At 45.0% G+C, this 13459-nt stretch carries 10 protein-coding genes, 1 pseudogene and 1 riboswitch; of the genes and pseudogenes, 7 read left to right on the forward strand and 4 right to left on the reverse strand.

Annotation, left to right across the window (positions count from 1 at the left end; translation table 11 throughout):
- A partial coding sequence (locus EC604_RS30280) for a hypothetical protein (protein WP_205127932.1) occupies nucleotides 1-213 on the reverse strand: 213 nt, incomplete at its 3' end.
- 149 nt (nucleotides 214-362) lie between these two features.
- Between EC604_RS30280 and EC604_RS14135 the strand changes: the two are divergent.
- Both EC604_RS14135 and EC604_RS14140 read left to right on the forward strand, forming a co-directional pair.
- Nucleotides 363-1864, forward strand: a pseudogene (locus EC604_RS14135) (alpha/beta hydrolase family protein).
- Between the two features lie 212 nt (nucleotides 1865-2076).
- Nucleotides 2077-3081: a ketoacyl-ACP synthase III gene (locus tag EC604_RS14140; protein ID WP_123064778.1), complete on the forward strand. Its 1005-nt coding sequence runs from the start codon at nucleotides 2077-2079 to the stop codon at nucleotides 3079-3081.
- A 130-nt stretch (nucleotides 3082-3211) separates the two neighbouring features.
- Here the strand turns inward: EC604_RS14140 and EC604_RS14145 are convergent, their stop codons facing one another.
- Together EC604_RS14145 and EC604_RS14150 are read right to left on the reverse strand one after the other, a co-directional pair.
- Nucleotides 3212-4465 (reverse strand): S-layer homology domain-containing protein, encoded by a 1254-nt coding sequence (locus EC604_RS14145; protein WP_161556930.1) that lies wholly within the window; start codon nucleotides 4463-4465, stop codon nucleotides 3212-3214.
- Nucleotides 4466-4770: 305 nt separating this feature from the next.
- The gene (locus EC604_RS14150) at nucleotides 4771-6708 is read right to left on the reverse strand and encodes an amidase family protein (protein WP_123064780.1); all 1938 of its coding nucleotides are present in this window, start codon (nucleotides 6706-6708) and stop codon (nucleotides 4771-4773) included.
- Between the two features lie 482 nt (nucleotides 6709-7190).
- Between EC604_RS14150 and EC604_RS14155 the strand changes: the two genes are divergently transcribed.
- On the forward strand, nucleotides 7191-9320 hold the full coding sequence (locus EC604_RS14155; protein ID WP_123064781.1) for a DNA topoisomerase III: 2130 nt from the start codon (nucleotides 7191-7193) through the stop codon (nucleotides 9318-9320).
- Nucleotides 9321-9469: 149 nt separating this feature from the next.
- Here EC604_RS14155 and EC604_RS14160 read toward each other — a convergent pair whose 3' ends face one another.
- The gene (locus EC604_RS14160) at nucleotides 9470-10462 is read right to left on the reverse strand and encodes a helix-turn-helix domain-containing protein (RefSeq protein WP_161556931.1); all 993 of its coding nucleotides are present in this window, start codon (nucleotides 10460-10462) and stop codon (nucleotides 9470-9472) included.
- A 319-nt stretch (nucleotides 10463-10781) separates the two neighbouring features.
- On the opposite strand from EC604_RS14160, the gene EC604_RS14165 reads away from it, so the two are divergent.
- The 4 genes from EC604_RS14165 to EC604_RS14175 all read left to right on the forward strand — a co-directional run bounded on the left by EC604_RS14165 (nucleotide 10782) and on the right by EC604_RS14175 (nucleotide 12887).
- Nucleotides 10782-11690 carry an ROK family protein gene (locus EC604_RS14165; RefSeq protein ID WP_123064783.1) on the forward strand — a complete coding sequence of 303 codons (909 nt, stop codon included), beginning with the start codon at nucleotides 10782-10784 and terminating at the stop codon, nucleotides 11688-11690.
- A 77-nt stretch (nucleotides 11691-11767) separates the two neighbouring features.
- Nucleotides 11768-11905, forward strand: coding sequence for a hypothetical protein (locus EC604_RS30165; RefSeq protein ID WP_167375798.1), 138 nt, complete (start codon nucleotides 11768-11770; stop codon nucleotides 11903-11905).
- A 115-nt stretch (nucleotides 11906-12020) separates the two neighbouring features.
- On the forward strand, nucleotides 12021-12284 hold the full coding sequence (locus tag EC604_RS14170) for a DUF1294 domain-containing protein (RefSeq protein ID WP_123064784.1): 264 nt from the start codon (nucleotides 12021-12023) through the stop codon (nucleotides 12282-12284).
- A 168-nt stretch (nucleotides 12285-12452) separates the two neighbouring features.
- Entirely contained in the window at nucleotides 12453-12887 is a 435-nt protein-coding gene (locus EC604_RS14175; RefSeq protein ID WP_090923374.1) for a universal stress protein, read from the forward strand.
- A 317-nt stretch (nucleotides 12888-13204) separates the two neighbouring features.
- A riboswitch (purine riboswitch) is annotated at nucleotides 13205-13306 on the forward strand.
- The last annotated feature ends 153 nt before the right edge of the window (nucleotides 13307-13459 follow it).

Below are 13459 nucleotides of genomic sequence, written 5' to 3' on the forward strand. Positions count from 1 at the left end.
CGTTAAGCCCTCTAGCGCCGATGGTACTTGGACCGCAGGGTCCTGGGAGAGTAGGACGCCGCCAAGCAAAGCAAAGAACCACTGCCGATGTAATTCGGTGGTGGTTTTTATTTTTTTAAGCGAATTTAAAAAAATTAGGAACAGCTCAAATGATTGGGCTGTTTTTTTATCTATGAATGAATTCAGTTCATGACTAAAGGTAGTGCTACTCACTAATGTTAGTCTAATGCAGAAGCTATACAAACACGCAACAGCCTTTCAATTTTGTAAGGGTGTTGTCATCCAGATCGATAGGTAACAGCTTTGTTATAGCTGTATATTGATCTTATCAATCGATGAGGTTCATTTTAGGGGGATTGAAATTGAGAGTTTTCGAGCTGCTGTTGTTTTTGTCATGTGCTTGCATGGTGGCTTTTCTGTTCATTTCGAATCAACGTATCCGAAGATTATGTTTACTTTGTACGAGCGGTCTAGCTTCCACTTTATTATTGGCACATCTTATTGTCGAAGGTTACAGGATTCAGATGTTCTTTTTGTATGTAATTCCAGTCTTGACGCTGGTGCTTTCACTAATAACTTCGATTAGGGCACAGACAAACACGCGAACAGCTTCACGCATCCGCAGGATGCTGGCGCCTTTTAGTATCGTACTAGGGTTAATTGCAACGGTTGGTTTCAACTATGTGTTCCCTGTCTTTGATCTTCCAGTACCCACCGGTCCGTTAAAGACAGGTACGCAAGTGTTTCATTTCGTCGATTCAGACCGTGATGAGATTTTTAGAGATGCTGAAAATGGGAAAAGAGAGTTAATGGTTCAGGTATGGTATCCAGCGAGGAAAGTACCGGGAAGTACGCACCATTTATACCCGACAGTGGGATATTGCCTTATATGGCAGAGAATTATGGCCTTCCGGGATTTGTGTTTCACCATCTGAAGTATGTCTCCAGTCATTCTTATACAGCGGCTCTGGTCTCTTCTTCACAGACTTCATACCCGCTGATCCTTGCCAGTCCCGGCTTCGGCTCATCAAGGTTTCTCCACACATCTCAGGCTGAAAACCTTGCAAGTCATGGATATATTGTGGCAGCCATTGACCACACCTACAATACATTTGCCACTGAATTTCCAGATGGGAGAATAACGACCGATACTGCCAGCAAGTTGTTTTCACCAGATCATGATTATGCTACGGAAAGCCGAAATCGCAACAAGTTGGGAAAAATATTAACCGACGATGTATTGTTTGTGTTGGACCAATTGGAGCAAATTCAATCTGGGCACATACCGAGTCAGCTTCAAGGCAGGATTGATCTTAGCCATGTCGGTGTTTTTGGTCATTCTATTGGTGGAGCGACCGCCTATGATGTTTCCTATGATCCGCGAATCCTTGCTGGAATAGATCTGGATGGAGGACTTTATCGATTGGGTGACAGAGAGGGACTTAAAAAGCCGATTTTATTCATAAACTCGGAGAGCGGGTACGAGAAGTTAAAAAGGGTAATAGATAACCGAAATTATACAGATGCAGAACTTCATCAGATGGGAGATACAAGGGAGTGGGTTAACCAAGTCATGAAAGACAAACAGCGGGAGCTTGAACGAATGCGTGAAACGATTGCTGCGGGAGGAGAAGTCCTTTATATCGAGAAAACCGAGCATTTAAATTTTGCCGACGTACAGTTCTTTTCTCCTATGTTTAGCATGCTTAGTATTACAGGAAAGTTACCGCCCGAGCGAGCAAATTCAATCATCAACGCATATATGCTGGATTTCTTTGATATGTATCTGAAACAAAAAGGAGGCGGAACGTTGATAAAAGGGCGTGACAGTCGTTTTCCGGAAGTGAAATTGATTAATCCTTAAAAATCAGCTAGAAACAGGTTGTCGATGAGTCGGCAGCCTGTTTTTTGACTTAACGGATGTATTTCTTTATAGAAGGACTGAATGATAACAATTTATAAGGAGTTTGGAAAATGGGGAATGGTGGAGAGTAGAAAATATAAATATAAAAATTAGTACCAAGTACTAAGACTTAGTGCTATAATAATAAAAAAACATGTGAGGTGATCTCAGCTATGAATCATCAATCTAAAGCAGCAATAACAGCAATGGGTACGTATGTACCTGATCGGATACTAAGCAATGCAGATTTGGAAACAATGGTCGATACAAGTGATGAGTGGATCGTACAGCGAACTGGCATGAGAGAGCGCCGTATTGCAGGAGAACATGAATTTGTATCAGACTTGGCCACAAAAGCTGTGGAGGATATGGTGCGTCGTTACGAGGTGAATATCACCGATGTAGATATGATTCTTTTTGCAACAAGTACACCTGAGTATGCTTTCCCAAGTTCGGCTTCACGAGTCCAGGCAAACCTGGGCATTCCCCATACAGGAGTGCTTGATCTGAACGCGGCTTGTGCCGGTTTCACATACGGTATGCAGCTGGCAGATAGTCTGGTGACCAGTGGGATGTATCGTAAGGTACTCGTCATCGGGGCTGAGACGTTATCTAAAATAACGGATTATACAGATCGCACAACATGCGTGTTGTTTGGAGATGGGGCAGGCGCGTTTCTGGTAGAACGTGCTTCTGACCAGGGTGACTTTAAGTCTGTCATTTCTGGGACACAAGGGGAAGGTGGCATGCACTTATACAAAAGTGGACTTTCTACAGAGATGGATGGTAAGTCATTGAATGCCGAAGGAAATCTGGTGCAGAACGGAAGAGAGGTTTACAAATGGGCAGTCCGCATGGTTCCGGAACAATTAGCTGAGCTTATTACGAGAGCCGAAATGTTGCCTGAGCAGATCGATTGGTTTGTTCCGCACAGTGCCAACATGCGCATGATTGAAGCGATGTGTGAACGCGGACCGATTCCGCTCGAACGTACATTAACAAGTATGGAGTATCGGGGGAATACTTCTGCCGCCTCTATTCCACTTGCATTGCAGATTGCGGTGGATGAAGGGAAGCTGAAACATGGGCAGAACGTTGCACTATTTGGTTTTGGAGGCGGGCTAACGTACTCGGGTCTGGTTGTTCGATGGGGTGTGCCGGATAGGGCGAAAATGTAATTACCAATTTGTTTGATAAATTAAAATTCAGCTCAGTTTTCATAGCTATGAAGGAAAAGGGTAGAGCTCAATAATCTGAGCTCTACCTTCTATTTGCTATTTCATTTCCAAACTATTATTTTCAGAGTTACTATTCAAAGCCTCCATCACCTTCATCTTCCCATAACGTATTGAACACACTAAAGTCAGTCCATTTACCCGAGAAGTAAAAAAACAAATCTAACTTTTCAAAAAAATCAGGCCCTTCAATTTCCCCCTGATCTATAATAGGTTTGCCTGTCCTGCGTAAAATGGGGTAAACCTCTGCATAATCTGCACCATCAAATGCGATCATAATGGGTGCATCAAGTACGTTTAAACGTTCATATGGGTAGGTTATACTCTCACCGTTCACAATGACTTTCAGATCAACGGGTTCTGTTGCGCTAATTGCCAGATAGGCGGTAGAAATGTTATCCATACTAACAAGTGCCACATTATCTGATATAAGACTGCCAAGAGAAGAGTTTCCATAAACGTACTCACGCGTTAACTCTCTTGGGATCAGTTCATCTATGGTTGGCTGATGTTTGTAACCTTTCCCCCCGTAAAACGAATATATGCGTTGCAGAATAACTGTGGTTTCCGCTAACGTTACTTTTTGATTCGGATAAAATTTCCCTTTGGAATCGGGTTTCATGATACCTGCTTCGGAGAAATTGAGTAAAGCACGGATTTTTACATAGTCAAGCTCAGATCCAATGTATGGCTTCTGTTTTTTTTGTTGAATTAAACCAAATTGCGCAGATAATAGTTGATGAGCTAAATCCCATTTTTCATAGTCTTCAGAAGAAGAGAAACTCTTTATCGGAATATCTTTAAATGATTTCATATTAAGTAATGCTTTTTTATCATTCAATTCGTCTAAATGATTTCCTGTTTCAGGGAATAGTGCATTCAGAGCCATTAACAAATCCCAGCGAGACAATTCTTTCGTGGGTAGATAAGTGAATGTATAGTTCTGATAATTAATCTGATCTGCCGCTGAGATCATACCCGAGGGATTACTCGGAATGCTGCCGTATACATCTCTAAAAATAGAATAATAGGTACTTCCTTCTGGTACGCCTGGAATTTCGATTTGTTTGTCGGGTTCAACACGAAACTCCTTGAATAAAGTATGTATCATCTGGGTTAACTCGGCTTTGGACACCGTACGGTTTAAACGATCTGCTTCCTGTTCGTAGCTTTGCATGACACCGTGAGAGGCCATAAATTCTACAGCGGGCTTAGCCCACTTATATTTCTTGGCATTAGTAGTCGTGGCAGCACTAACCGTCGATGTGGTCAAAAGGGAGAAACTGAGCACGGCAATAAGCAGTATATGCCATCTTGAATAGTTCATCAAAGACCTCCTGTGATTATGTGGTTCAAACGATGTACAAGTGGTAAACTTCATCTTACATATTGTAGACGACAAATCAAGATCTGGGCAATTCGAAATATAGATCGAAAAACACCCCGATTCACAGAATCGTGAATGGGGTGCACGTTTAATGAAGACTGTTCAATAAAGGGGAAGGATTAATTTATAAGAACTTGTTTTGATTGATAAGAACTTGACTTGAATTATGAGGACTTATTATCCAATTTGTTATCAGCAACAGAAGTATGAGTGCTCTTGCTCATATATCATCAGTCATTCAAACGTTACGGTGTTAACTTTGGTGCTTGGCGATGGTGTGTACCTTGTTCGTAGCTGTAAGCCAGCTTGATCAGTGTACCTTCGTCAAAGGCGCGGCCCAGGAACTCCATGCCTACAGGCAAGCCGTCCGTTGTGAAGCCAGCCGGTACAGTAATCGCCGGGAAGCCGGAGAACGGGCTCAGACGGTTGTTGGCACCGGAGGTTTGACCTTTGCCAATCACGCCGGCAGCCTGTGTCGATGTAGGGTAGATGATCGCATCGAGATGATTGTCTGCCATCACTTTCAGCAAGGAGTCACGAGTAACTTGAGTACGCTTCAGGACGATATCTTTGTATTCTGATGTATCCAGCGTGTCCCGAGCATCCCGTGCTTTCATGGCTTGTTCTTGGGTTTTATCAAACTGACCGGATGCGATAATTTCGGACAGGCTATGATAAGGTGCGTTCTCACCTAGAGTACCCAAATAGTCATTTAGTTGAAATTTGAATTCATAGCCGCTGAGGCTAGGATATTTATTGATTTCCTCAAAGTTTGGAATGGAGATCGGTACAGCAGTTGCCCCAAGGGATTTGAGCTCCTCAACAGCAGCGTTGATGACGTCAGCTACCGCTTTTTCCTCCGCTTTGGTGCTTGGGATGAGTTCAGGAGCTACACCGATCCTTGCGCCCTTCAGTCCGTTCACATCCAGGAAATCGGTGTAACTGGAAGGAATTTTACCTACCGCGTAAGCAGTGGCAACATCCTTTTTGTCATAACCGACCGTAGCGTCGAGCATGATCGCCGCATCACTTACGGTACGTGCCATCGGACCACCAACGTCTTGTGTCAGTGCGAGTGGGATGATGCCTTCCCGACTGGAGAGGCCAATGGTTGGACGAATACCCACAAGGCTGTTAAAGCTGGACGGGATACGGATGGAGCCGCCTGTATCGGTACCCATACCCGCGGCCGCAAAGTTTGCCGCAATGGCAGCGCCTGTTCCACCGCTAGATCCACCTGGATAGTGGTCGAGAGCGTACGGGTTCAACGTTTGTCCGCCGAGTGAGCTGGAGGTCGTAATGCCAAAAGCAAACTCATGCAGGTTGGTTTTGCCCAAAATAATGGCCCCCGCTGCTTTCAGCTTTTTCACTTGCTCTGCATCATGAGCCGGAATGGAGTCCTTCAGACAGATACAGCCAGCTGTGGTTGGCATGTCTTTGGTATCAAAGTTATCCTTCACCAGAATCGGAATACCATGAAGCGGGCCGCGAGGTCCTTGAGCCGCACGCTCTTCATCCAATTGTTCCGCAATTTTAAGCGCATCCGGGTTCAGATTCAGGACAGCATTGATGCTGACACCCTGGTCATCGTATTTGGCGATACGATCCAGATAATGTTGTACCAGCTCTTTGGATGTCAGTTTACCTTGTGCCATGGCGGTCTGCATATCCATAATTGTGGCTTCTTCGAGCACAAACGGTTTTATGTAGGTATAGATACGATCTTTCAAAATAGAGACGTCGCTCGCTGTAAGTACAGCATTCGGCAGGAAAAGAGAGTCTGTATAGCCTTTCATTAGTCCGGCGGCATTCAGGGCACCGACGGCACTGGCATACTCGGACTGCTTCGGCACATCCTTGAAGGATGCCGGAGCAGTGTCCAGCTTGAGCCATTGCTGCAAGGCAAGTGCAGCATCTTTGCGTGATATTGTCGCACCGGAGAGCTTGTCCATGGTGAAAGGTACACCTGCAAGTGTAGCGGCTTCTTCCATGGACTGCACGAAGGCTGCGGCACTGACCGGTGCTTTCCCTGCAAGGGCAGTGGCGGTAGAGGTTTGGCTTGGAGGAGTTGCGGCGGCGGCGAAAGCCGAAGGTACAGCAGTTCCTCCCCACGTTGCGGCAACCACGGTTCCCGCGAGTAATAAGGCCCCGCCTTTTTTCAATACAGATCCATGATAAGTCATGCATCCACGCTCCCTTCCTGTGTCTAAGATGATGTGTGTTAGCAATCTTTGTATAAATGCTTTTGCACATCTTACATTGGTGTTAAGTAATGTGACAAAGATTGAATCAATTCAAAAAAACGTATACAAATCATTTTTATATAGGTAAATCAAGTATTTACTCCATTTTTCTTTAAAATGAAAAATGTGTACAGCTTGATAGAAATTAAATTTCACAAAAATATGTTACATATATCTTACATATTGTGTTGGCGGTGAGGCGGCTATATTGCTTATTGCTTTCATAAGGGATGCATTTAAAACAGCGACGGAATATACGTTGTCGGAAACATGATTCTGATTGAGATGATATAATATGAAGATGGAAAGATAGGAAGAGAAGAAAAACAAGAAAAACAAGAAAAACAAGAAAAACAAGAAAAACAAGTAAGACAGATTGTTATCCTGATCATTAGTGTTTGGAAGAAAGGAAGAGATACGAAGTGAAGACATTGGTACTCGCAGAGAAGCCATCTGTTGCCCGGGAGATTGCAAGGGTGATGGGCGCGCGTGATAAACATAAAAGTTATATGGAAGGTCCGAAATACATTGTAACGTGGGCCTTGGGACATTTGGTGGGTTTGGCTGAGCCCGAGGATTATGACAAAAAGTACGCGACGTGGAATCTGGAGGATCTGCCGATTTTGCCAGAGCGAACCAAGCTGAAGGTGCTCCGAGAAACGAATCACCAGTATAAAGCCGTACAGCAACTGATGAAACGTCAGGATGTGGGTGAGCTGGTTATTGCAACGGATGCGGCCCGTGAAGGAGAACTGCTTGCCAGATGGATTATGCAGATGGCGCAGTGGAAAAAGCCGTTCAAACGACTGTGGATTTCATCCCAAACGGATAAAGCGATCAAGGATGGATTTGCCTCGCTGAAGCCGGGAAGTCAATTCGACTGTCTCTATGAATCCGCACGCTGCCGTGCAGAAGCAGACTGGATGATTGGTCTTAATGTGACACGTGCGTTAACCGTACGGTTCAATGCTCAATTGTCGGCTGGACGTGTACAGACCCCAACCTTGGGTATGATCATGGATCGGGAAAATGAAATTAACGGTTTCCGTTCGCAGGAATATGAGACGTTAACCGCAGATTTTGGGGATTTTCAGGCTGTATGGCGCGCATCTGGCGGGGATTCAAGAATTTTCGACAAACAGGATATGCAGCAATTGAAAGCACGAGTGGAAGGGCGGAAAGGCTCGATTGCCCAGGTGAAAAAAAGTGAGAAAGTCGAGCCGCATCCACTGGCCTATGACCTTACGGAACTGCAACGGGATGCGAACCGTAAACACGGTTTTTCCGCTAAGCAGACCTCTAACGTACTCCAGCGTCTGTACGAGCAGCATAAGCTTGTTACCTATCCGCGGACAGATAGCCGTTATCTGACTTCCGATATGACGGGAACGTTAAAAGAGCGGCTCGAGAGTGTAGCTGTTGGCCCTTATGCGTCACTCGCACGTCCTTTACTGCGCAAAAACCTGAATGTCACCAAACGGATTGTTGATGATAGCAAGGTTACCGATCACCATGCCATTATTCCAACCGAGCAGACGGTGCTCTTAAATCAACTCAGTCCTGAGGAACGTAAGTTATACGATCTGATTGTTCGCCGTTTCATCAGTCTGTTCTATCCATCAGCCAAGTATGATTCGGTTGCTGTTACGGTGCAGGTAGGTAAGGATTCCTTCCATGTGAAGGGCACAACGGTCAAGGACAGTGGCTGGCGTGAAGTGTACGGGGGTGATTACACGGATGATGATGATGAGCGTTCGGATGATGCAGGTGACCATGAGCGTGCCTTGTTGCCAGACTTGCAACAGGGGCAGACGGTGACACTTCAGCGCTGCCACATCAAGAGTGGACGTACGATGCCGCCGAAGAGGTATACGGAAGCAGCATTGCTTTCCCAGATGGAGAAGCACGGACTGGGCACACCTGCGACACGCGCAGATATCATTGAGAAACTGGTCAGCTCGGATACGATTGATCGTCAAGGGAACAGTCTGCATCCAACGGGAAAAGGCAAACAGCTGATTGAGCTTGCTGCCCCGCAACTGCGAACACCGGAACTGACAGCTCGTTGGGAGGCTGAACTGGAGCGCATAGCACGTGGTCAGGGTAAACCAGGCCCGTTCCTGGATGGTATTCGCTCTATGGCGAAGGAACTTGTATCCACCGTAAAAAGCAGTAAAGCCGAGTACAAGCCACATAATGTAACCAACAGCCACTGTCCGGACTGTAATGCCAAGTTGTTAGAGAAAAAGGGGAAACGCGGCAAGTTCCTCGTATGTCCTACAGAGGACTGTGGTTATCGCCGATCCAATGAGAAACGGTTGTCGAACCGTCGTTGCGCGCAGTGTCATAAAAAGATGGAGATTAAGGAAGGCAAAGCTGGACTGTATGTACAGTGTCTGCCATGCGGAATCACCGAAACGCTGGATAAAGACAAGCAGCATGTGAACAAACGCGAGCAACAAAAGCTGGTGAAGCAATACGCGAAGCAGGAATCCATCGGCTCCAACCTAGGAGATTTGCTGAAGGCGGCCATGGAGAAACAAGGTAAATAGGAATGTAGCAAAGATCACAGAATATGAGAGAATCAAAGCTTAAACACTCTCCGACTTTTTAAATGGGTTGACCGCATTCCAGGTTGCCTTATGTGAGTTGAAATTGATATGAGATGAAATGAGATAAGCCTATAAACCTGGTTTTATGTTCAAGAAGGCTTGACCACAAATCGATTACGATAATCTTTCGGAGTAAAACCTGTATGTTTTCGAAACACTTTGATGAAGTAACTCTGATCGTGAAAGTTTAGCAACGTATAAATCTCACTCAGTCGATAGTCTGAGAAAACGATAAGATTTTTGGCTTCTTCAATCCGTTGCCTTTGTATAAAAATGCGAAGCGCCTCTCCAGTCTCTTCCTTGAATTTACGGGAAAGATAGGAGGGGCTTATTTGCAGATGTGTGGACAGGATAGACAGACTTAAATCATCGTATAAGTGATTGAATATATATTCCTGACATAACAGAATGTCTTTGGAAAAATGAGCCCGATGGACTTTTTCTACACGTTCGGTAAAATCACCAAGGATCTTATGCAGAATGGGATGAATCGAATCAATCCGGGACAGCTTTTCAATGTGTTGGATATAGGTGTCGCTAAGCGTAAGCGCTGACTCCGAATACAATCCGCCATCAATTGCAGCACGGGTTCCGAGTGTAATGGCTGCGATAATCAAATTCTTTTTGCTCCGTAAACTATCCTGTTTGGATAAAGTGCCGTAGACCCCGTTCAAATCCATATGCTGTTTCAGGTACAAAAGCATCTTATGTTTGTTCCCCAGACGAACCTGATCAAATACCTTTTTCTCAGAAAGGTAGGATTTGTGAAACAATCTCCGCTCTCTCTGTTCCAGAAGAGACAGTTCAAGTACACCTTCCGTATGATTATTTATATGTATGACATGCTTGTTGTCCTCAAGTACTTGATTTCGATCCAAAACTTCATGATGTAAAAGATAGTGGGCCATAATTGCTACACTCAGCAGTTGATGGAGATCATTGGGTTCAATGAATGTGGTTGTATCCCGTTGTTGATCCCATGCAAACGGAACATGCTCAACATATGGCTGTGCGCTGGGCCAAAGAACAAGCACACCTTGCCCTTCAGGAGTGGAGACTGGCATCAGGATCATCGTATCCATTTGTTTATTGTAATTTATGATCTGGATTTTCAGATGAATAGGGATGGAGAGAAGATGGTTTACTATTTCCGGGCTAAAAGAAGGGTGACGATCGAAACCCCGCATAAGGTAGAACGCGGGAACCCGGGTAGTCTCATATAACGTTTGTAAGATCCATTGAAGTTTGGTTTCGCTTATCGTTGGCACTGAACGCTCCATCTCCCTCAAGATCATAATTTAATACCATTAATCTCAAATGAATACCATAAATATAAATGGAAACGCTCTATATTTCAATTAAGATGGTGATGAAGGATTTACAGAGCAGGAGGCTGACAGAATGTATCTAGTTATTGATATTGGTGGGACTTTTATTAAATACGGAATCATGAGCGAAAGCGGAGAGCTGTTGTCGAAGGGAAAACGTGGCGTTGGGCGGAGTGGCTTGCAGGAATTGCAGGATGCTCTTTATGCTATCGTGGATGCACAAGACATGTCTCAGATTCAAGGCATTGCTCTGAGCTGTCCAGGAACAATCGATGTGGCAACAGGAATGGTGTACCACGGCGGTTCTTTTCCATTTTTGCATGAGGTCAATTTAGCCAAGCTTCTTGAAGACAGATATGCTATCCACGTATCCATTGAAAATGATGGGAAGTGTGCAGCGCTTGCTGAACTATGGCTCGGCAGTGTCAAAGATACCAAGGATTCCGTCGTTATGGTGCTGGGCAGCGGCATCGCGGGAGGAATCATCATGGATGGTAAGCTGCAGCGTGGCAAAAACTTGTCAGCTGGAGAGGTTAGTTATGTGATGAGCCGGATTGATCCGGTAACGAAGGAAGCGGCCTATTTCGGACTGGAGAGCTCGGCTGTAGAGATGGTTAGACAAATTGGTGAGTTAAAAGGGCTGGATGACCCTGCCGATGGTGAGGCCGTGTTTGAATTTATTAATCAGCAAGATGCGGAGGCGTGCGGTGTATTTGACACCTTTTGCACACAGATTGCGGTTCAGATTATGAATCTGCAATACATTCTCGACCCTGAAGTGTTTGCCGTTGGAGGAGGAATCAGTGCACAGCCTGTTGTGCTGGAGCGAATCAAGTGGGCAATAGATGAACTGAAGCGAGTTAACCCATTGCATAAGGCGAGCCCGCAGATCACAGCCTGTACGTTTGGAAATGATGCCAACCTGTACGGAGCGTTATATCATTTTCTAAACAGCCACCGGAACAACTATACACAAGCCTGAAAGCCTAAAATACAGGGGCCTCCTTCGTATAAGATGATTCGTTTTCAGGCAACGTAAGCGGAGGAGGTGAGCCTGAGATGCCGCATAACAAACCGGAAAAACGCAATAACCAACAGAATAAGGACAGCATTCGGGAAGAGAATATCGCAGTGACCCCGGAGAAATCAGCCAAAAGGGTGCCGAGCCTGAACGGGATTCCGAAACAGGAATCGTAGATTTAACGTTGTGTAAAAAATAGTGCGGTTCTCTGCCCGCGTTGATCATCTGCCTGCCTTGGGATTATAATGGAGACAGGGAGATGTCCCGGGACAGGGGGACCGCTAAACGCATATGCATACCGGACTTATCGTATGGTTTATCTTTATTAATGTTGTCGCATATCTGGTCATGTCAGATGACAAGAAACGTGCACAGCAGCGGCGGGATCGCACGCCTGAGCGAACGTTATTTTTGCTAGCCTTTATCGGCGGTGCGCTAGGCGTCTGGATTGCGATGTATCGGAAAAGACACAAAACGAAACATCCCAGTTTTACAATTGGCATTCCGTTGCTCGTATTTCTGAATGCAGTGATGTATGGTTATTTTTTGCAATAATTGTGTAGGGATGAATGGATTTATTATGTCATTTTTTTCTTATTAAGTGGTTCGTTTTAACCTGTGAGGGTTTAAGAAGTTACATGGTTCCAGGCTCTGTAAGGGATTTAGATGTCAGACCGAGGCTTGCTTCGGATTCTACATATATAAGGAAGGGACGGGATTTACATGTTATTTTCCAAAATCTTAGTAGCTTATGATGGGTCAAAAGCTTCAAATAAAGCACTGGATCGTGCCATCGAGTTTGCCAAGGCATCGCCGGGGGCTGTGCTCGATGTCATTCATGCATTTGATTTTCCGCGTGTATTTATCGGGGAGGGGCTTGCACCACTTCCGCCTTCACTCAACAACGATTACTACAATCTGGCTGTGCAAACGACGGATGAAGCCAAAGAGCGAATTCAAGCTGCCGGTGTTACGGCAAATGTAGATCTGATCCAAGGGGCTGCAGCTGAAGTGTTGCTGGACTATGCCAAAGAAAACGGCTCGGATATCATTATCATTGGTTCCCGAGGTTTGGGCGGAATCCGTGAATTCGTGCTGGGTAGTGTCAGCCACAATGTAGTACAGCATGCTCAAATTCCTGTATTGATTGTAAAATGATTTTGAAATAAGAGGGAGGGTGTACTTGTACTCCGTTCCCGTGTGAACAAGCCGGTTGTCTTCGAGAAATTGAAGAGTAACCGGCTTTCTTTATTTTATTTCGAAGCAACAGGATGGGCTATTTCAAACGAATTTGGAAGTTTATTGTATAACACCGCACTTATTCCCGAACATTAGATTTGTCAATATGTTAAATGTTCGTCTTTAAGTTGACATACGCTGTAGGGGATTGTTAGAATGTTAGATGTGTCGACTAGGTTAAAATAAGGTCGAGTAGGAACGAAAGTTGTATGTTTGTGGAACATGGTAAACGAAGATATGGTGAATAGATATTTGCTCGTATAACGCCGGGAATAGGGCCCGGAAGTATCTACCCGGAAACCGTAAATTTCCGGACTACGAGGAGATACGGCTGAGAGTCGCATGCATGAATGCGGACAGCAAGCCCCTTTTGGCATGCCCAAATGAGGGATACGTATTTCTTGTAGTCCGGTGTCCGGAGAAAATGTAATATTTTCGCGGGTAGCGGACTTTTTCGTTTTTTAAAATGCTCAGATGGGAGTGGGATGTAT

The organism is Paenibacillus amylolyticus (assembly GCF_003719335.1).
GTDB classification, from domain to species: domain Bacteria; phylum Bacillota; class Bacilli; order Paenibacillales; family Paenibacillaceae; genus Paenibacillus; species Paenibacillus amylolyticus_D.

What these genes read in the sequence shown, in the direction of transcription:
- EC604_RS14140 (WP_123064778.1), top strand. Translation starts at nt 2,077, where the DNA reads ATGAATCATCAATCTAAAGCAGCAATAACAGCAATGGGTACGTATGTA.
- EC604_RS14145 (WP_161556930.1), bottom strand. Translation starts at nt 4,465, where the DNA reads ATGAACTATTCAAGATGGCATATACTGCTTATTGCCGTGCTCAGTTTC.
- EC604_RS14150 (WP_123064780.1), bottom strand. Translation starts at nt 6,708, where the DNA reads ATGACTTATCATGGATCTGTATTGAAAAAAGGCGGGGCCTTATTACTC.
- EC604_RS14160 (WP_161556931.1), bottom strand. Translation starts at nt 10,462, where the DNA reads ATGGATACGATGATCCTGATGCCAGTCTCCACTCCTGAAGGGCAAGGT.
- EC604_RS14165 (WP_123064783.1), top strand. Translation starts at nt 10,782, where the DNA reads ATGTATCTAGTTATTGATATTGGTGGGACTTTTATTAAATACGGAATC.
- EC604_RS30165 (WP_167375798.1), top strand. Translation starts at nt 11,768, where the DNA reads ATGCCGCATAACAAACCGGAAAAACGCAATAACCAACAGAATAAGGAC.
- EC604_RS14170 (WP_123064784.1), top strand. Translation starts at nt 12,021, where the DNA reads ATGCATACCGGACTTATCGTATGGTTTATCTTTATTAATGTTGTCGCA.
- EC604_RS14175 (WP_090923374.1), top strand. Translation starts at nt 12,453, where the DNA reads ATGTTATTTTCCAAAATCTTAGTAGCTTATGATGGGTCAAAAGCTTCA.